Source organism: Micromonospora solifontis (genome assembly GCF_003725545.1).
GTDB lineage: Bacteria > Actinomycetota > Actinomycetes > Mycobacteriales > Micromonosporaceae > Micromonospora > Micromonospora solifontis.
This window is the reverse complement of the sequence record NZ_RJLN01000001.1, coordinates 77,354-94,175: the sequence shown is the minus strand read 5'-3', so window position 1 is coordinate 94,175 and position 16,822 is coordinate 77,354. Positions and strand designations below refer to the sequence as shown.

21 protein-coding genes are annotated in these 16,822 nt (G+C 66.8%); 2 read left to right on the top strand and 19 right to left on the bottom strand.

Annotated features, from left to right (window positions below; all coding sequences use genetic code 11):
- Positions 1 to 112: 112 nt before the first annotated feature.
- The 14 genes from EFE23_RS00500 to EFE23_RS00435 all read right to left on the bottom strand — a co-directional run bounded on the left by EFE23_RS00500 (position 113) and on the right by EFE23_RS00435 (position 9,681).
- Complete coding sequence (locus EFE23_RS00500) at positions 113 to 925, bottom strand: HAD family hydrolase (RefSeq protein WP_123238843.1); 813 nt, start codon at positions 923 to 925, stop codon at positions 113 to 115.
- A 341-nt stretch (positions 926 to 1,266) separates the two neighbouring features.
- Positions 1,267 to 2,538 carry a tyrosine-type recombinase/integrase gene (locus tag EFE23_RS00495; RefSeq protein WP_233600792.1) on the bottom strand — a complete coding sequence of 424 codons (1,272 nt, stop codon included), beginning with the start codon at positions 2,536 to 2,538 and terminating at the stop codon, positions 1,267 to 1,269.
- Positions 2,538 to 2,807, bottom strand: a complete 270-nt coding sequence (locus EFE23_RS00490) for a helix-turn-helix domain-containing protein (protein WP_123238842.1) — start codon at positions 2,805 to 2,807, stop codon at positions 2,538 to 2,540. The genes EFE23_RS00495 and EFE23_RS00490 overlap by 1 nt, the downstream gene beginning before the upstream one ends.
- A gap of 27 nt (positions 2,808 to 2,834) precedes the next feature.
- Entirely contained in the window at positions 2,835 to 4,613 is a 1,779-nt protein-coding gene (locus EFE23_RS00485) for a replication initiator (RefSeq protein ID WP_123238841.1), read from the bottom strand.
- Entirely contained in the window at positions 4,613 to 4,879 is a 267-nt protein-coding gene (locus tag EFE23_RS00480) for a hypothetical protein (RefSeq protein WP_123238840.1), read from the bottom strand. Before EFE23_RS00480 ends, EFE23_RS00485 begins: the two co-directional genes overlap by 1 nt.
- The gene (locus tag EFE23_RS00475; RefSeq protein ID WP_123238839.1) at positions 4,876 to 5,586 is read right to left on the bottom strand and encodes a hypothetical protein; all 711 of its coding nucleotides are present in this window, start codon (positions 5,584 to 5,586) and stop codon (positions 4,876 to 4,878) included. The genes EFE23_RS00480 and EFE23_RS00475 overlap by 4 nt, the downstream gene beginning before the upstream one ends.
- Positions 5,576 to 5,872, bottom strand: a complete 297-nt coding sequence (locus EFE23_RS00470; RefSeq protein ID WP_123238838.1) for a hypothetical protein — start codon at positions 5,870 to 5,872, stop codon at positions 5,576 to 5,578. The genes EFE23_RS00475 and EFE23_RS00470 overlap by 11 nt, the downstream gene beginning before the upstream one ends.
- Positions 5,869 to 6,219, bottom strand: a complete 351-nt coding sequence (locus EFE23_RS00465; RefSeq protein ID WP_123238837.1) for an RRQRL motif-containing zinc-binding protein — start codon at positions 6,217 to 6,219, stop codon at positions 5,869 to 5,871. The genes EFE23_RS00470 and EFE23_RS00465 overlap by 4 nt, the downstream gene beginning before the upstream one ends.
- The gene (locus tag EFE23_RS00460; protein ID WP_123238836.1) at positions 6,216 to 6,515 is read right to left on the bottom strand and encodes a hypothetical protein; all 300 of its coding nucleotides are present in this window, start codon (positions 6,513 to 6,515) and stop codon (positions 6,216 to 6,218) included. Before EFE23_RS00460 ends, EFE23_RS00465 begins: the two co-directional genes overlap by 4 nt.
- Positions 6,512 to 6,958 (bottom strand): DUF6197 family protein, encoded by a 447-nt coding sequence (locus tag EFE23_RS00455; RefSeq protein WP_123238835.1) that lies wholly within the window; start codon positions 6,956 to 6,958, stop codon positions 6,512 to 6,514. Before EFE23_RS00455 ends, EFE23_RS00460 begins: the two co-directional genes overlap by 4 nt.
- 86 nt (positions 6,959 to 7,044) lie before the next feature.
- Positions 7,045 to 7,254, bottom strand: a complete 210-nt coding sequence (locus tag EFE23_RS00450; RefSeq protein ID WP_123238834.1) for a hypothetical protein — start codon at positions 7,252 to 7,254, stop codon at positions 7,045 to 7,047.
- On the bottom strand, positions 7,251 to 8,114 hold the full coding sequence (locus EFE23_RS00445; protein WP_123238833.1) for an FtsK/SpoIIIE domain-containing protein: 864 nt from the start codon (positions 8,112 to 8,114) through the stop codon (positions 7,251 to 7,253). The genes EFE23_RS00450 and EFE23_RS00445 overlap by 4 nt, the downstream gene beginning before the upstream one ends.
- An 83-nt stretch (positions 8,115 to 8,197) precedes the next feature.
- On the bottom strand, positions 8,198 to 9,088 hold the full coding sequence (locus EFE23_RS00440) for a hypothetical protein (protein WP_123238832.1): 891 nt from the start codon (positions 9,086 to 9,088) through the stop codon (positions 8,198 to 8,200).
- Between the two features lie 275 nt (positions 9,089 to 9,363).
- Positions 9,364 to 9,681, bottom strand: coding sequence for a hypothetical protein (locus EFE23_RS00435; RefSeq protein ID WP_123238831.1), 318 nt, complete (start codon positions 9,679 to 9,681; stop codon positions 9,364 to 9,366).
- Between the two features lie 171 nt (positions 9,682 to 9,852).
- Between EFE23_RS00435 and EFE23_RS00430 the strand changes: the two genes are divergently transcribed.
- Both EFE23_RS00430 and EFE23_RS00425 read left to right on the top strand, forming a co-directional pair.
- The gene (locus tag EFE23_RS00430; RefSeq protein ID WP_123238830.1) at positions 9,853 to 10,611 is read left to right on the top strand and encodes an XRE family transcriptional regulator; all 759 of its coding nucleotides are present in this window, start codon (positions 9,853 to 9,855) and stop codon (positions 10,609 to 10,611) included.
- 5 nt (positions 10,612 to 10,616) lie between these two features.
- Complete coding sequence (locus EFE23_RS00425; protein WP_123238829.1) at positions 10,617 to 11,087, top strand: NUDIX domain-containing protein; 471 nt, start codon at positions 10,617 to 10,619, stop codon at positions 11,085 to 11,087.
- Here EFE23_RS00425 and EFE23_RS00420 read toward each other — a convergent pair.
- From EFE23_RS00420 to EFE23_RS00400, 5 genes are all read right to left on the bottom strand, one after another.
- Positions 11,054 to 11,641: an HD domain-containing protein gene (locus EFE23_RS00420; protein ID WP_123238828.1), complete on the bottom strand. Its 588-nt coding sequence runs from the start codon at positions 11,639 to 11,641 to the stop codon at positions 11,054 to 11,056. The genes EFE23_RS00425 and EFE23_RS00420 overlap by 34 nt on opposite strands.
- Positions 11,642 to 12,218: 577 nt before the next feature.
- Positions 12,219 to 12,992, bottom strand: a complete 774-nt coding sequence (locus tag EFE23_RS27980) for a hypothetical protein (protein ID WP_148058395.1) — start codon at positions 12,990 to 12,992, stop codon at positions 12,219 to 12,221.
- Positions 12,993 to 13,046: 54 nt separating this feature from the next.
- On the bottom strand, positions 13,047 to 15,041 hold the full coding sequence (locus EFE23_RS00410) for a BbrUII/HgiDII family restriction enzyme (protein ID WP_123238826.1): 1,995 nt from the start codon (positions 15,039 to 15,041) through the stop codon (positions 13,047 to 13,049).
- Positions 15,042 to 15,353: 312 nt separating this feature from the next.
- Positions 15,354 to 16,130: a GIY-YIG nuclease family protein gene (locus EFE23_RS00405; RefSeq protein WP_123238825.1), complete on the bottom strand. Its 777-nt coding sequence runs from the start codon at positions 16,128 to 16,130 to the stop codon at positions 15,354 to 15,356.
- Between the two features lie 238 nt (positions 16,131 to 16,368).
- Complete coding sequence (locus tag EFE23_RS00400; RefSeq protein ID WP_123238919.1) at positions 16,369 to 16,797, bottom strand: very short patch repair endonuclease; 429 nt, start codon at positions 16,795 to 16,797, stop codon at positions 16,369 to 16,371.
- Positions 16,798 to 16,822 lie beyond the last annotated feature (25 nt).

Sequence of the window (16,822 nt, the reverse complement as noted above, 5' to 3'; positions counted from 1 at the left end):
CGACCTCACCACCCACCCGGTATCCGCGCTGATTCGCGGAAAGAGTGGTCATTCCACGGTGAATGACCACTCTTTCTCTGTATGAGCGCCCTTCCCCGGGGGCGGGGGCGGGTCAGGCGGTCGGGGCGGTGGTGGTGGTGCGGGTGCGGCGGTGCCGGCCGTACCAGGCGATGCCGATGGCCACACCGACGCCCACCCCGAGCGCCGCGGCGGCGACCGGGACGGCGGGGCGGGCGCGCAGCCGGCGGCCCAGCGGGACCGGGTGCCGGAACTCCAGCACCGGCCACGAGTTCTCCACGGCCAGCTTGCGCAGCGCCCGATCCGGGTTGACCACGGTCGGGTGGCCCACGCACTCCAGCAGCGGCCGGTCGCTGTACGAGTCGGAGTAGGCGTACGAGTCGGCGAGGTCGTACCCGCGGGCGGTGGCCAGCTCCCCGACGGCGTCGACCTTGCTCGGCCCGGCCGCGTAGAACTCGACCTCGCCGCTGTAGCGGCCGTCCTCGACCGCCATCCGGGTGGCGATCACGTCGGTCACCCCGAGCAGCTCGCCGATCGGCCGGACCATCTCCTCGCCGGAGGCGGAGACCAGCACGACGTCCCGGCCGGCCGCCTGGTGCTCCTCGATAAGGGCGGCGGCTTCCGCGTACACGTAGGGGTTGATGAGCTCGTGCAGCGTCTCCGCGACGATCTGGCGGACCTGCTCCACCTGCCAGCCCTTGCAGAGCGTGGCCAGGTAGTCCCGGGTGCGGGCCATGGTCTGCTCGTCGGTGCCGCCCAGCCGGAACATCAGCTGCGCGTACGCCGACTTGACCACGTCACGCCGGGTGATCAGCCCGTCCCGGTAGAACGGCCGACCGAACGCCAGAGCGCTCGACTTGGCGATGACGGTCTTGTCGAGATCGAAGAAAGCGGCACTTCGGCCCACGGCGCGAAAGTCTAGCCGGACGGGCGGCCTCCGGCGGGTGCCCGGGGGCATCCGGAGCGCGGGAGTGATCGTCACGCTCTGCACAGAGTGATGGCGGTCACACTCTGCGAACATAATTTAGCAATGGGTGGAGCGGGGACCACTCGACGTATACGGGTCCGCTGCGGCATGCTTGTGCGCGACGAGAGTTCACTTCTCGTCGACCGAGAGGCCCTCGGCGGTTGCACCCCCCGTGACCGCTGAGTCGGTTCGGCTCGACCCCCCCGGAGCCGAACCTCCGACGACCCCCGTCTCCCCCCGACGGGGGTCGTCCCTATCTGGGAGCGATGCTCCGTAGGAGGTCACAGGCCCTCCTCGTCCTCGTCCAGAGCCTTCTCCGCCCCAGTTTCCTCGGCCTGAGGCAGCAGAGAGGCAGCAGAGCTGTCGAAGGCCGCTAGGACGCGGGCCGCGTAGTCGTCCGGGGTGTGCGTATAACGATCGAGCGTCGTGGACGCCTGCTCGTGGCCCATCACCCGCTGCACCAGGTTGATCGGCACGCCGTCGGTGACCAGCCAGGTGGCGTAGGCGTGCCGCAGGTCGTGAAACCGCATCCCGCCGGCAGCCTTGGCCGCCACGCAGGTGACGGCCTCCCGCTCGCTGGTGAACTCCGCCGACCACTCCATGCCTTCCCGGTCGGGCCAGGTCGCGCGGTAGCGGTGTGGGCCGGTGCTGACGACCTGGCCGAGCAGGCCGGCGCGGACCAGCGAGGGCAGCCAGACCCGGCGGCGGAAGTTCGAGCGGCGCAGTGGGCGGCCGACCCGGTCGCGGAAGACGAGCGTTCGCGGGTCCGGGTCACCGGACTCGGTGTGCAGCTGGCGCAGCGCGGAGGCGAGGAAGTCGGGCAGGGGCACGGTCCGGACGCCGGCCCGGCTCTTGGGGTACGGGCGGAGCAGGATGCCGCCGTGGGTTTCCTCGGCGACCTGGACCACGCGCAGCAGGGCCCGGTCGAGGTCGACCGACGACCAGGTCAGCCCGGCGCATTCGCCCCAGCGCAGGCCCGCGCCGGCGGCGGCGCAGACGATCGCCCGGTGGCGGGGCGGCACGGCCGGGAGCAGCTTGCCGAAGAAGTCTTCCCGGCTGATCGTGACCGGCTTGACGTCTCGCGAGCGGTCCCGTGGCAGCTTCACGCCGTCAGCCGGGTTGGTTCCGATCAACCGGGCTTGAACGGCTGTGCGGAGGATCATCGAGAGCAGTTGGTAGCACTTGGCGACGGTGGTCGGAGCCAGGTCGCGGCTCAGGCCCGTCACCCACTCCTGCACCGACATGAAGTCAACCTTCCCGAGCGGCCAGTCACCCCACTTGGGCAGGATGTGCGCGCGGAGCATGGAGACCGTTCGCTCGGTGGTGCGCGCCTCGACCGTCCTGGTGGCAAGCCACTGCTGGGCGAAGTCACCGAACCGGGTCCGGCCGGCGTGCGGGTTGACGTAGGTGCCCCGGTTGAGGCTGCCCTCAACCTCCGTCAGGAAGGCGTTGGCCTCCCGCTTGGTGCGGAAGCTCCTCGACTTCTGCTTGCCGGCCGGGTCACGCCAGCAGGCCCGAAAGGTGCCGGCCGGGGTCTTGCGGACGAATCCCATCAGCGCCCTCGCCCGTCGGTGCCGGTGGCGGCCGTCGTCTCGGTGACGCCGTCGAGCCAGGCATGGAAGCGGGCACGCGGGATCAGCCAGCGGCCACCGAGGCGGGTCGCGGGGATGGTGCCGTCGCGGACGAGGGCGTAGGTGCTGCCCAGCGAGATGCCGAGCAGCTTGGCGACTTCTCGCACGGTGTAGGTGACCGGCTCGACGATGACTGCGCCGGAGCGGGGAACGAGCCGGACGACTGGACTGGGGCGGGCGGCGGTGCTCATAGGGGTGACCTCCTCAGGTCTGTGGGGTCAGGCGGCAGCCGGCACGGTGCCGGCCGGGGTGGTGGCGATTTCGTGGGCGAGTTCTTCGCAGCCGGTGGTTCGTCGCTCTCTGGCCATGGCGGCGGCGGTGTTGGCGAGCAGCGCGTCTCCGGTGGTGTGCCAGCCGACTCCGGCGAAGGTGAGGGTCCCGACGATGAGCGTGGTGTCCTCGGCGACCTGGTCGACGGGCTGGCCGCCGGCGGCGGGGTGCTGGTGGGCTTGGTGCTCGTGCCGCCGGTACGCGATGCGGGTGTCGCGGAGGAGTTGGAAGGTCACCGAGTAGCGGCGGCCTTTGGTGAGGAAGTGGCCGCCGTAGCCGAGCATGTGCGCCCAGCGGCGCAGCCGGGCGTATGGGTTGGCCGTCGCTGGTTTCGTCGGTTCGATGTCAAGGGCGGCTTGACGCGCGGCGGTGCAGACGGGGCAGGCGGCGTAGCGGGTGTGGGTGCCGCAGTCGGGGCATTCCCAGCGCTGGACGAAGCCGGGTCGGGGCCGAGGCTGGCGGGGCCGCTCAGACAGGGGAACCGGTGTGCCGGTGGGTCGGCCGATGCGCCAGCAGGCGTCGATGAGGCGGGCGGTGTGGTCGCCGTCGGGGTCGGCGTAGTCCCCGATCGAATCGGCGGTGAGGCGGGTGGAGGTGTGCCCGGTGGCCTCGGTGCTCTTGGTGGCGTACTTGGCAAGGTAGCCCGCGACCATGCCATCGGTGACTTCACCCGAGCCGTCGGTGGCGATCGGTTCCAGGTCGATCTGCTCGCCCCAGGCGATGAGCCAGCCTTCCGGCCGGTCGGGGTGCGGCGGTGAGTCGAAGGCGATCTGTCCGGCGGCGTGGCGTAGCGCGTCGACGAGGTCGGTAACGGTGAACCCGGCCGGCGGGGGTACGACCTTGTCGGGGTCCTGGCCGTTAACGCCGTCGAGGCGGGCGATGGCGTGGAAGTGGACCGCTCCCCGCGCCTGGAGTTCGGCGACCTTGCCCGGCGACAGCCGCACCGGGGGCACCTTGCGAGTCTTGCCGGAGGCGGTGACGACCTCGACGCGGGGGATGCCGCGGCGGCGGGCGAGCTTAGCCAGCCACCGTTCCGCGGCTTGCTTGGTGCGGTGCCACAGTTCGCCGGAGAAGATGTTCCAGACGACTTGGTGGTTGTGGTCGTAGCAGTCCAGGCACAGCGGATGCCCGAGCGCCGCATCACCGGCCTCATGCCGTGCCCAGCAGACAGCCGGCCGACCGTGGGGGCAGAGACCGGTGTCGCGGCGAGCGTGGCAGGGCTCGGCGCGGCAGTCGCAGCGGCGGCGGTTGGCGCAGGTGTGCCGCTTGACCACCCTGGCGTGAACGGTGCCGAATGACGGGGCGGTGAAGGTCGCGAACACCGCCGGGTGCTGCGCGACGGACTCGGGGACGCCCTTGCCGCCGACGAGGCCGGCGCGCAGGAGTTGGAAGGCGTCGCGTTGGTAGGTCTGGGCGCAGGAGGGGCAGACGGTGGCGCGGCGGTTGCCGCAGGCGGTGTAGATCGCGGCGTCGGGCATGCCGTCGGTGTGCCGCTGCTCCAGGACCCGACCCGTCGAGGCGTCGACGGTGAGGAGTTGGCCGGCGAGGCGGATGGGGCGGGTGCAGCCGGCGGCGGAGCGGATGTGTTCGAGCCAGCCGAAGTAGTCGGGGCGGGTGGCGCGTTCGAACGCGGAGCCGGCGACGGTGTAGCCGTAGACGATGGTGTCGGCGTTCGAGCCCACCCCTCGGGCCGAGGTCCGGGGGGTGAGGTCCAGCGTCGAGGCCATCAAGCCGCCACCCCGGTGGGGTGGTGGTTGGCGATGGTGCGTTCGGTGACGATGACCCGGCAGGCGCCGCATTGGCGCTTGGCCGGCTCGTGCCGATGGCAGGGAATCTGGACGGTCGTTCCGCCGCAGCGGATGGTGACCGGTGCCCGGCAGGGTCCGCCGGGGATGACGTCGACGAGCGTGCGGCGGATGTCGTAGGGGTGCGGCTCCGGCTCAGCGGGGCAGGTGTGCATGATCTGGACGATGTCGACGACGTGGATGGTCATCGGGCACCACCGGTCAGGGTGGTGAGGAGCTGCCCGGCCACGGCCGGGGCGACATCCAAGCGGTCGGCCAGCTCGGTCGGGGTGATCGGTTGGCCGGTGGATTGTTCGTGCTGCACGGCCGCGAAGCGGGCCATGGGCAGCAGGTGGGTAGGGACGTCGACCGGCTCCGAGGCCGGCACGGTGACAGGCTCCGGCTCCACAGCCGGGGCGGGAGTGATGGCAGCCGGCGGTGCCGGCTCGGTGGTGACCTGCTCGGCCACCTCAACCCGGATCGGTTCGGCCGGCTCAGCCGGAGGGGTGTCCTCCCGCATGGGGGCGGGAGCGAGGACGAGCTTCACCAGGGCCATGAACGCCAGGGCCGGCACGGCCGAGAGGAGCCAGCCGGACGGGCCGGGTTTGGCGACCGCGAGTTGGGCGGACAGGGAGAGTCCGGCGGCGGCGATGAGCAGGAACAGCGGGTAGCCGATCGGCGCACCAATGCGTCGGCGTCGGCGGATGGTGAGCAGGGAGGCGATGGGGACGAGTTCGGAGATGACGGCGTTGGCCCAGCCGAACCACTCGCCCGTGCCGGTCGGGGAGTTGGCGAGGGTCCAGTCCTTGACGTGGGTGAAGGAGGCGGCACCGGCGAAGCCGGCGACGGCGATGAGGATGAGGACCAGGACCAGGCCCTCAACACGGGTGCCGGTGGTGGGGCGGTCAGCGGCCATGGGTGCTCACCTCCCCGGAGGTGACGGCGCGTTGCTCGGCGGCCAGACCTGCGAGGCCGACGCGGATGCCGGCGCAGGTGTTGCAGCCCTGCCCGTCGGGGACGGTGCAATCGGCGAGGTGGGCTTCCTGGACGATGCGCAGGGATTCGGCGTAGTAGCCGGACAGGAACCGTTCGAAGGACAGCTCACCGCGGGCGGCGAAATCGCGTGCGAGGGCGGTGACGACGTAGTCGTCCGGGGTCATCCGCTCCTGGGCGGCGAAGTTGACGGTGTTGGTGGTGGTCATCGGGCACCTCCCGAGGTGCAGTCGAGGCAGGAGCCGGTACGGCGGGGGATGTAGTAGGGCTTGATGTGGCCGCAGTGGCGGCAGGTGCGCCGGGCGCGAAGTGCTTTGGCGATGGCCTCCCGCTGGGCGGGGGTGGCGGTGCGTTTGGGTGCGGCGAGGTCGAGGCGGTAGAGGTAGGCGACGCGCTTGCCGCGGCGCCAGAGGATCTGCGCGACCGGGTCATGACCGCCCGGTCGAAGGCCGGCGGCCCGTAGTTGCCGGCGAGTGGCCAGCCCGTTCGGGGCGAGCCGGTAGGGGTAGGTGGGCATCCCGTAGCGGGTGCCGGCCGGGTCGTAGAAGACGGTCATGGCTGGCCTCCCCAGCGCTGCTGGGCGGCTTGGCGGGAGATGCCAAGCCGGGCACCGATTTCGGCCCAGGAGTAGCCGAAGGCCCGCAGACCGAGCACGGCTTCGCCGATGGCTTGGTCGAGGTTGGCCGAGAGGGCGACGAGGTCGCGGAGTGCTTCGACGTCTCCGGTGGCGACGCGCCGGCCGTGGGCGGCGATGACGCGGCGAGCGAAGGCCGCGAACTGGTCGTTCTCGACGGCCTCCCGACGGCGACGCTGACGGGGAACCGGTGTCAAGGTGTGCTTGACGGTGCTCATCGGTTCTCGCCTCCCTGCATGTGGAGGCGGTCCCACTCGTCAGCGGCGCTCTCAAGCGCGGTGATGACCTGCTCGGCGGTGCGGGCCGGGTCGTCGTTCCACGAGTAGGGGGAGGTGTGCTCGTCGATGAGGAAGCCGTCGTCGTCGATCGCGCAGATGGGTTCGTGGTCGTCGAGGTAGGTGGTGAAGACGCCGACGGTCTGCCGGAAGGTGATCTGGGTGTCGATGTCGAGGGTGTAGAAGTGGTCGGCGCGGTGTCCGGCGCAGGCCATGCCGATGGCCCCGACGGCGCAGGCCGGCGGGGTGGGGAAGTCGGTGGGGAAGAGGTTGTTGTAGTAGGTGCCCTGGTGCCAGCCGTGCCGGCGCAGGTAGAGGGCAGCCATCCGCAGCAGGTCAGCAGGAGTGACCGGCGCGGTGGTGGGTGGGTTGTGGGTAGCCTTCATGGCAGCCACGTCCTTTCGAAAGGGCTTGGTGGGAGGTCGGCAGGACCGGCGAGCTTGCGAGGCAGATCCGGTCCTGTCGGCCGATTTCAGGTGGTGCGCAGCCGCAGGTAGCGGCGGTGGCGGGTGTCGTCTCCGCCCATCTGCTGGGGCGGGCCGAGGTAGACGAGTCGGCCACTGGCGGAGGCGACCTGGACCATGGCGGCGATCTCCGCCGGTTGGGCGATGATCCAGATTTCGGCGTACTGCGCGGCCCGTTGCTGGTTGGCGCGGGCGTAGGTGCGCTCCCGGGTGGTCATGCCGCCATCTCCCATCCGGTTGTGTCGCCGGCCGGGGTGCTGGTGGGGCGGCGGGTCCAGGCGGCGTAGTCGGCGATGTTGTAGATGTCGGTGTCGCTGAGGTAGGCGGCCTTGATGCGGCGGGGAACGCCGCCCTCGGCGAGGAGGTAGGCCGCGCCCTGGTTGGTGGGCGAGATGTCTGAGGCGGTGTAGCCCTGCTCGGCCCAGCCCTGGCCGAGGATGATGTTCGAGCTGTTCAGCGAGGTGCAGCGGAACGCGGCCCGGTAGCCGAACAGGTCCCGCAGACTGGCGGGGATGATGTCCCAGGAGGGCCGCTGGGTGGCGGCGACGACGGGCATGCCGCAGGCGCGGCCGAGGGAGACGAGCCCGCGCAGCAGGGCGGAGAACTCTTCCTGCTGGGGCTTGGTGCCCAGCACGGTGGAGTACATGGCGAGTTCGTCGATGATGGTGACGATGACCGACATGCCGTCACCGGGGGCGAGCTTGCGGCGCCGGTTGGCGAGAAGCCAGGTGTAGCGGTTGGTGGCGACGACCAGGAGGCGGCGCAGCACGTCGATGCCCTGGTCGATGTCGGGGCCGATGAAGGCGTCGGCGAGGTCGCGCCAGGGGCCGAGTTCGACGAGTTTGGCGTCGAAGAGCACGAGGCGGGTGTTGTCGCACAGGACGCCGTGGCCGCAGATGTTGTTGACCAGGCCGGACTTTCCGCCGCCCGGCTCACCGGCGATGAGGATGTTGCGGTAGATGACATCCAGGTAGACGGGCTGGCCGAACTCGTCGATCCCGATGAAGATCGGGTCGAACATCGACAGGCCAGGACCCACCGGCACCCCGGCAACGGGGGCGGGAACCGTGGTGGACATGACTGCCCTCCTTGGGCGAGTAGTGGGCGCGAGAAGCCACACGAACGAGCCGCAGGGCTCCTCGCGTCCCGGGTGGGTGTGGGTCAGATCCAGTCGGAAACGTCGTCCTCAGGGGCCGAGGACGAAGCCGCGGGCTTGCTGCCGTTGGCCGAGGTGGTGGGGGCCGGCTTCTTGCCGGCGGGCTTGCCCTGTGCCGGGAGGGTGATCGTCGGGGCGTCGACGTCCGGCAGGTCCAGGGCGGTGGGCACCGTCAGCGGCGATGCCGAGACGGGCGCGGTCGGGTCGATCTGGTCGACCAGCGGGGAGCCCACGTGGGCGGTCAGCACCTCACGGCGCTTGATGTCGAACCGCAGGTACGCGGCGTTGTTCTCCGCAGCGCGCTCGATGAGCACGGTGGAGGCGTGGCAGGTCACGGCGATCTTGTCGAGCCGGCCTTCCAGGTCCTTGGCCGACAGGCCGGGGCGCAGGTACACCCAGACCCGCTCACCGACCGGTGTGGGACGTGCCCACAGGATCAGCGGCAGGCTGCCGGACTGGTTGGCGATGATGAACTGCGCGAAGCACACCCGCAGCCGGTGCCGGACGACCAGGCACCACGCCCAGGCGATGACCTGGCGGCGGATGACCGGCACGGCGGCCGGGACACCGACGACCAGGGCGACCACCAGCAGCGTCACCACCATCGGCGTGTGGCCGGCGAGCTGCACCCAGCCAGTGAGCAGCAGAACCGCGAGGAGAACCTCCGTGATCCACCACCACAGCAACCGCAGCACCGGCCAGATACGCACGAGCAGCCAGGCAGCGGCACCGCACGGGACACCGACCAGGGCACCCACGATCAGAGCCACGATCGGGTGCCAGTACGACGCGGCCACCACAGCCGCGAGAACACCCACGACGACCGCCGTGAGGATGAACGCCACCCTGGCGTTCCGCGCGGACGAACGGTGAACCCTGGCCTCGATGACCGTCACCGTTCCGGTTGACTTGCCGGCGAACCGGCGGGGACTAGACTTGGACACGACGAGTCCTCCCAGGTAATGGGCGGGATGAGTTGGAGGGCACGGGGTCGGCAGATGTAGGAGTCGGACCGACCCCGCGCCAGCTCTTGCGGGGATGTCACCACCACAGGTGGCGACCGGCCGGGAATGTAGGAGTCGGAACCACTCCCGGACCGTTTGAATTCAGCGGACGTCAGGCCGCTTGAGGTGAGACACCGCAGGCTTCACACAGCACGCTGTGCGAAGGACTACTTGGCCGCCGAACCAGCCTTCGGCTTCAGCGACACGGCACGGAACGCGACGCCGTTACGCCCGTTGGTCGCCCACGGAATTGCCTCCAACTGCTCGACCTCGATGAGCTGCCCCACCATCACGCCCGGCTTCTCACCCGCCGTGGTGATGGTGATGACCTCACCGCCCGTCTCGTCGAGAACGAAGACCTGGGTCGACCACATGAGCCGGCCCGTTCCCTTCTCCGACCGCTGATTGCCGTTCTGGTCGTTCTTCGGCTCCGGGTCCCTCGACACCGTCACCTGCTTCGCCTTGGTGTCCACGTACAGCTTCACAACAGACCTCCTGTGTCTCGGGTCAGCTTGAGCGTGTCCCCGGTGGACTGTGCTCGTGACCTCTGCCAATAAGGCTCCTTTATGGAGCGGGACGAGCCACCCGACCACGTAGACAACTAGGGACGTCTTTGTTACCTTGAATGCGTCCTAGTCGTCCCTTGGAGGCTCCTGATGCCGAACGACCGACTGCGCGACGCCATCCTTCGCAACGGCATGACCCCTGCCTTGCTCGCCGAGAAGATCGGGGTAGATCCGAAGACGGTGGAGCGGTGGATCACGCAAGATCGGACGCCCTACCCTCGTCACCGGCACGCCATTGCCGCAACCGTGCGTGAGTCTGAGTCCTACCTCTGGCCGAACGCGGTCACACCCGAGAAGGCATCACGGCTTGGACAGAGCGAAATCATCCAGATCTACTCCCGTCGGTCCTCTGTGCCGTATGAGGTCTGGCACCGACTCATCGAAAGGGCGACAGAACGGATCGACGTTCTCGCGTATGCGGGACTCTTCCTGGTTGAGCAGGACCCTGGACTGATCGACACCCTGCGGCAGAAGGCACTTGACGGTGTCTCCATCCGCGTCCTGCTGGGCGATCCGGCCAGCCCAGCTATCGAGCGAAGGAGCGTCGAGGAGGGGGCACCTGGCGTTATGGCAGCCAAGATTCGGCAGGTCCGGGGGTACTACGACCGTCTGAGCGGCACCCCACGCGTCGAGGTCAAGTACCACGAGACGACCCTCTACAACTCGATCTACCGGTTCGATGACGAGATGCTGGTCAACACGCACGTCCTCGGAATTCCGGCGCCCCACGCTCCGGTGATGCACCTGCGCCAGCTATCCGGCGGGGACATGTTCAGGACCTACGCCGACAGCTTCGACCGGGTCCTGTTGTCCTCGTCCCCACTTGACGAAGCAGAGGTGGCAGCCTAGATACCGTGGCGAGAACCGAGCACTACCACGACCCGAACGCGCCGAGGGCCAACAGCATCGTCGTGGCCGTCTCCGTGTTCGTGAGAGACAATCACGGCCGCGTGTTGTTGATTCACCGCACGGACAACAACCTGTGGTCCCTTCCTGGCGGAGGCCAGGAGATCGGGGAGACAGTGGCACAGACGGCGGTCAGGGAGACAAGGGAAGAAACCGGGATCACCGTCGAGGTGACCGACATCGTGGGTGTCTACTCCGATCCGGGCCACGTCATCGCGTACTCCAACGGCGAGGTTCGGCAGCAGTTCTCCCTGTGCTTCCGAGCTACACCGGTCGACGGGGTGCTGACGACCAGCGACGAATCGAGCGATGTCCGATGGGTGAGCCGCGACGAGCTCGACGGCTACACGATCCATCCGTCGACCCTGCTGCGCATCGCGCACGGCTACGAAGAGCGCCGAGAACCGTACATCGGCTGAGGGGTGCTCCCCGCGAGCCGGGCCTCCGTGCGGCGTACCGCGGAAACCATCTCTGGCTCCGCCCGGACGATAAAACGTGTCACCAGGTGATCCGGGCCGTAGCGAGATCGGATCTCCGCCAGTCGATCCAACACCTCGAAGTTCTGGCCGTCGGGACCCGTCGTCATGTCCGAGAAACACAAGGCATCAGCGACCGGCGAGTCTTCCCGGGGAAACTCGGAGACCAGGACGTCATAGAGGCCGCGCTCTTCCGCTTCCAACCAGGCACACGAGTGGTGAGCGACCAGGCCAGCAATGCGGTCATCGAACCGCTCACGCCGCAGCCACCTCCCACCGTCGAGAGAGTGAAAGCCCGTGTCAACGAGATCAGGGCTGTAACCCACGTCGTGGAGCCAGGCAGAGGCCACCAGCACATCACGGTCCTCCGGGGCAACGGCTCCACTGACAGCGTGGGCCTTCGCTGCTACCGCCCGGACGTGACTCCACCGGCGAGGCAATGGAGCCTCCAGCTTCCGCCGTGCGATCTCCCGGGCGACATCGACGAAGTTGGCCATGGACTCAGCCTACGGAGGGCCGACGCTCCCCACCATCCCGCCGGGGCAGGCAGGTGCCGACCGGCTGCCGGCTGCCGGAGAAGTGGTTCAAAGTTTCTGTACGTCTTCAAGGCGGCCCTGAACGGGCCGCACGCGCCGCCGCCTGGGCGCGAGCCGGCCGCGCCGCTGTCGCTCTGCGGCCGTCACGCCTGATGCCCGACGGCTGGCGCGGAGAGCGGGAAGCCCGGAGGGCCGCCGCAGAACGACAGGCCGTTGACCGGGGGTGTGGTGGGCCGGCAGCCGGCCGGGGCGCGGCGGCCGTGGCACCCGCCACGCCGTAGGGCGAGTCACCGCCGGCCGTGGTGGGGATGCGGCGCGGAGGATGCGGGGCCGCCCCTCCGGCCTCAAGGGTGCTTCGCATCGCTGACGCGACGGCCCTGCGGGCCGCCCTTGACCCCGGAGCCTCTGCGACCCCTCGGGCCGGCGTTGCCGGCAGGCGGGGGCCTGCCCGTGATGCTCGCGCCGCATCCCCCCCACGGCCTCGTCGGCTTGCATGCGGTCCGCTCGCGAGAGTGCAACGTCAAGTGGCGGTTGACAGTCAATCGTCAAGCGCGTCAGGGGGGTACAACGCCTCTATCAGGTACGACATGCGTTGAAGGTCGTTGAGCAGTACTCCGGACCGAAAGGGGCAGTTCGAATGTTCGGCAAGGCCGCCAGCGAAGGGCGTTACCCCATAGGCGGCAAGGGTGCCCATCAAACGAGCTGGGCTCGTGGCCACTAGTCCCAGCTTGGTCAGTGACGGTCCCACCTTCAGTATGTCAGCGTCCCTTGTCAGGAAGACGTGCATGTCGCTATCTAGCGCCTGCCCGATCAAGTCTCGGTCTGCACCTTTCGGCAGCCTCCGAAGAACGTTTTCCCTACCTTCAACAGCCTCCCCCGAGAATAGGTCGAGCTGGCCATCCAGTTCACCACAGCCCGCGGCTTCAACCGGCAAGTACCACTCCGACGGATCGCAGTCGGACCTCTGGCCTTCGAGGAGCAAGGCGCTAACGAGTCGATCTATCATGTGTTCTCTCGTCTGGCGCCGCCTAGCCGTTAGCTTCCGCTTCGCGTCATCTACGGTCCGGGGCATGATGTGGAAACTCACGTCTCGCGTTGACCAGACCTGTATCAGTTGGCCGAGTGCTTCGACCTCTTCGCGGTACCCGAGGTCCTTTAGTGGGAGCGGCTCACCTTCCCAGAGGGATAAACCGAAATCCTGGTAGTCAATGAGGACGTTGGTATCCCAGACAATGTTGAGCGGCCCGCATGCCCGTCTTCCCAAAAATAAAGACGGGCATGCGGGGTAGCAAAATCCGAGAACTTCAACCATTCACCGGACTCCAGCTGGCGTAGCGATTGTTCAGTCGGCTAATACAGCCTCGGCTCAGTCACCTTCGGTCGACTGCCCGGTCGAGTCGTCGGCGATATAGTCGAGCAACTTCCGCACTCGCCCAATGTCCTCTGATCGATTGATGTATTCACGATAACCGTCGTATGCGTCCTGCAACAGCTCTTCGTACTTAAGCACTCGAATGTTCTTGGCGGCCAGGACCTGTCGTGACTCCTCCCGGCCGTATGGCTGCACCCAGTCGCGCAGGTCACGTCCGACGATACAGACCACCTCGACGGGTTCGTCCCGCCCAACGTCTCGGAGGTGGCGGAGTAGCGCGTTTCGGTATTTATCAACTTGTTCAAGCAGCGTGGCAGTGCTAGTAATGACGGAATTTCGCTTAAGCTCTACGATTACGTGTGTGCCAGTGACCTTCTTATACCGGATGTCGATGCGCGAATTTGCTTCTTCATCGGTCAACTGATCTCTGATTTCGGCGAATCGCCTCCCGATCCTCTCCTCCATTGCTCGATCGGTGGCCCGTTCCCAGGACGGGTCTAGAAGCCACATATTTTCGAAAAGGTATTCCTGGAGCACGCGCTCCAAAGCATTCTCGTCCATATGTGCGCGCAGCTTGTCAATCACCCGAAGGCGTTGTACGACAATCTGATGGTAGAGCGCCGACTCTAGGTCCTCAATGCCTGTGAACACCGAGGCGACCGCAGCGTAATCGCTGGCCTCCATGTCGTCGAGTGCATCGAGATTGTCCCGGTATCGGAGCGTCTCGAAGGCGAGCACTGAGTGGGCGAACAACTCTTGGCGCTGGCGCTCATCATCGACAGTAAGCTGGTTAATCTTGCCAAACAGCCGTTGCGCCCGCTGACGACTCTTACCCCTCAAGGAGTCGAACCAGTCCTTGATATGCGGGTTGTCCAGGGCCGCCTTGGTTCCCGCAGCGTTACGGAAGTCGTTCCAGGCATTACCGATGGCTGAGATCTCCTTGCGAAGCCATTGCAGTAATGCTTGGTATCGAGGATCGTCCTCAATAATCCGCTGCCTGCTGCTCGTGGCAATGTCCGACTCTTCATCAGTGTCGAGGAAGTCGGCATGAATTTCGCCAATCAGATAAGCGCGGAAGATCTTGCCTTCATTAAACTCTTCGAGAAGGTCTTCATGTCCTAACTTCCCGCGCACCATCAGGTGAATGCTATTGATATTCTCCCCGTCGGGCTCTTTCAGAGACCCGGCGTTAGCGACCGTGCCGATCCAGCCAGTCACTCGCCCGCCGGCGACCGTCGGTGCCTCTCCAATCAGCTTTTCGGTTGCGTTGCTGCAACGCGCGAGGATCTTCCGGCCCTCTTCGTCGTCGCCATAGGCCCAGACGTACTGGAGTTTGTGGAAGTAGTCTCGGTCTTGGACGGTGACTTCCTCGCCGTCCATGAAAAGGCGGAATGAATGCTGCGCACCGAGCACCGAGAAGCGTCGGGCTAACCGCTTTCGCAAACCTGCCGCGACGTTGGTCAGGCCCTTCTTCAGGTCCGTCAGCACAATCCGAGTGCCTCGCTCGAAATCCACCAAAGCCGGGTCGAGCACCTCTGGACAGTAGGGCTTCGAGTTGGTCGGGTCATCGCCGATAGCTTCGCGGATTCCGTCAATGGTCATGCGGAGGGCGTTTCGCTGACCGTCCTTGCTCGTGTGAACCTCTACTGTCTCCGCGATCGAGAAAAGAGAAAGCTTGCCGATTCCCTTCCTGCCCATCACAGCTCGGCCGAACTTGGCCGTGGTCTGACGGTTATCCTTACGTCGTTGATAGCCGACGTGAAGATACCGATCGTTGATGTCGGCCTGGACCATCCCTTCGCCGTCGTCCTGGATGACTAGGCGGCCGCGGTCCCGATCAATCGTGATCCGAACTTCGGTGGCGTCTGCGTCATACGCATTCGCCACAACTTCAGAAAGGACGGCTGGAACATTGCTGTAAAGGTTCAGACCGAGGTGGTTGAGTACGTTGAGGCTGATCCTCATGTAGTAAGCGGGCTCGTCAGCCACGAAGCACTCCCCTCGTAAGCGGTGCGAAGTTCTCAGGCTAGTTGGCAGGGAGACTCCCAGGAAGACCCCTGGTGAGGAGCCGGGCACAGTTGGTTGCGCAGTGGAGCCGGTTTCGGCCGGGTATCACTCGTTTTGCCGGAGCCCGGTCGGTGGAGGGAGGTCAATGCGCCGTACCGGAACGGGTGCACGTCGCCTCTAGAGCGCTGCTGACGTTGATGGACCTCCGGGTGGTGGCTTCTCGCCGAGCCCGCCCGTTGCTCTCGGTAGGAGCAACGGGATGAGCTGGACTTCTATGGTTTCCCGCTGGCGAGCCTAGTTGTTGGAGCCATCGTCGGCTTCCGACTCCCGCAGCACGGTCCCGACGAGCGCGTGCACGTCAATCGCGTCAGGAGACGGCCGGGCTCGCCCTTCCGCGAAGGCCAGGCGCGCAGCCGCCAAGTCAGCGAGACGGACCGCTTGGATCACGATGACGCGCCGCAGGCCAGGCGAGACCTCGCCGCGTTCGTGCGCGACGGCCGATACCCGCGCCAGGGTTTCGGCGCGTCGGGCGATACGAACGTCTGGGTGCTCGCGGTCTTCTCGTAGGTGCTCCGGAACCAAATTGAAACGATGCGAGGGCGGCGCCTCCACCAGCTGCGAAACCGGGGGAATCTTCTCGTTCAGGATTGCCTTATACTTCGAATCGAGGATCGCTTGACGATATACCGAGTACTCGATCGCGTTGAGCTTCGCCTGCTTGTCCGGGTCGTCGCGCAGATGCTCGGTTGGCCAGAACTCCAACTCTGCGACCTCGAAGGGATCGAGAATACGATACGCCAGCGTGTCGCTTCGCTGGCCGGTCAGGTGTCGGCCGATACGATCTCTGAACTTCAACCACGTCTGCCCGACGTAGATTGGCTCTGCATCGTAATCGTAGAAGGCGTAGACGCCGATGCAGTCGCCGAGGGACTTGCCGCTCGCGCTATCCACGGCCCCCATGGCGTCCTTCAGCAACCGTCTGAAGCCTTGGACGAACTCGGTCGGCAGCGAGGCCTTCGATGGCGGGTTGTGATCTGGCTCGTTGTACGACGCGACGCCGCGACTAGCCACTGGGCACCCCTCTTACTTCTTACCCATCCATGATCGGGAGCAGGAGTCTAAGGGCTAGCTTTGCTGACGGTGGGGGACGGGCCCGGTGCGGCGAGCTGCGGAGCGCCCCTCTCCCTCGCGGAAGTCCAGGCAGGAGCCACATGCCGGCGGCGAGTGTCGGCAATCCGACCGGCTGCCGTCCTGGCCGTCACCCTAAGACTCGCACCGGCACTGCTGGCCAGGGACGCCTGGCGACGCCCTATGTGCTTGTTCCTTGAGCCAGTGCAGCGTCGATGGCTCGCGCCGCATCGTCCGCGGGCTCATGTTCCCAGACCCTAAATACGGTCCAGCCCGCAGCGCGCAGCACCTCATTGACGACTAAGTCGCGCTTTCGGTTGCGATCAATCTTCTGGTGCCAGTACCCGCTTGGATCAGACGGCATCCGACAGTGGAGCGGGCATCCGTGCCAGAAGCAACCATCCACAAAAATTGCGACCTTACGGCGCGTGAAGACGATATCTGGCCGGACCGCGCGTTCCGGCAGGGAAATTCGGTAGCCGACCCGATACCGTAGCCCTCGGTGAAAAAGTTGTCGTCGGAGCGCCAGCTCGGGCTTTGTGTCCGTGCTCCTATTTGACCTCATGGCGCGCGAGGCTGATGACGGTGGCGGCGTGGGAGGTAGCGTCATCTCGCTGTCTTTCGCGCCAATTAAG

Excerpts from the sequence above, each read along its gene's own strand:
- EFE23_RS00450 (WP_123238834.1), bottom strand. The coding sequence starts at position 7,254 with ATGACCACCCGGGAGCGCACCTACGCCCGCGCCAACCAGCAACGGGCC.
- EFE23_RS00455 (WP_123238835.1), bottom strand. The coding sequence starts at position 6,958 with ATGAAGGCTACCCACAACCCACCCACCACCGCGCCGGTCACTCCTGCT.
- EFE23_RS00445 (WP_123238833.1), bottom strand. The coding sequence starts at position 8,114 with ATGTCCACCACGGTTCCCGCCCCCGTTGCCGGGGTGCCGGTGGGTCCT.
- EFE23_RS00495 (WP_233600792.1), bottom strand. The coding sequence starts at position 2,538 with ATGGGATTCGTCCGCAAGACCCCGGCCGGCACCTTTCGGGCCTGCTGG.
- EFE23_RS00420 (WP_123238828.1), bottom strand. The coding sequence starts at position 11,641 with ATGGCCAACTTCGTCGATGTCGCCCGGGAGATCGCACGGCGGAAGCTG.
- EFE23_RS27980 (WP_148058395.1), bottom strand. The coding sequence starts at position 12,992 with ATGGTTGAAGTTCTCGGATTTTGCTACCCCGCATGCCCGTCTTTATTT.
- EFE23_RS00480 (WP_123238840.1), bottom strand. The coding sequence starts at position 4,879 with ATGACCATCCACGTCGTCGACATCGTCCAGATCATGCACACCTGCCCC.
- EFE23_RS00430 (WP_123238830.1), top strand. The coding sequence starts at position 9,853 with ATGCCGAACGACCGACTGCGCGACGCCATCCTTCGCAACGGCATGACC.
- EFE23_RS00400 (WP_123238919.1), bottom strand. The coding sequence starts at position 16,797 with ATGACGCTACCTCCCACGCCGCCACCGTCATCAGCCTCGCGCGCCATG.
- EFE23_RS00460 (WP_123238836.1), bottom strand. The coding sequence starts at position 6,515 with ATGAGCACCGTCAAGCACACCTTGACACCGGTTCCCCGTCAGCGTCGC.
- EFE23_RS00485 (WP_123238841.1), bottom strand. The coding sequence starts at position 4,613 with ATGGCCTCGACGCTGGACCTCACCCCCCGGACCTCGGCCCGAGGGGTG.
- EFE23_RS00490 (WP_123238842.1), bottom strand. The coding sequence starts at position 2,807 with ATGAGCACCGCCGCCCGCCCCAGTCCAGTCGTCCGGCTCGTTCCCCGC.
- EFE23_RS00475 (WP_123238839.1), bottom strand. The coding sequence starts at position 5,586 with ATGGCCGCTGACCGCCCCACCACCGGCACCCGTGTTGAGGGCCTGGTC.
- EFE23_RS00470 (WP_123238838.1), bottom strand. The coding sequence starts at position 5,872 with ATGACCACCACCAACACCGTCAACTTCGCCGCCCAGGAGCGGATGACC.
- EFE23_RS00465 (WP_123238837.1), bottom strand. The coding sequence starts at position 6,219 with ATGACCGTCTTCTACGACCCGGCCGGCACCCGCTACGGGATGCCCACC.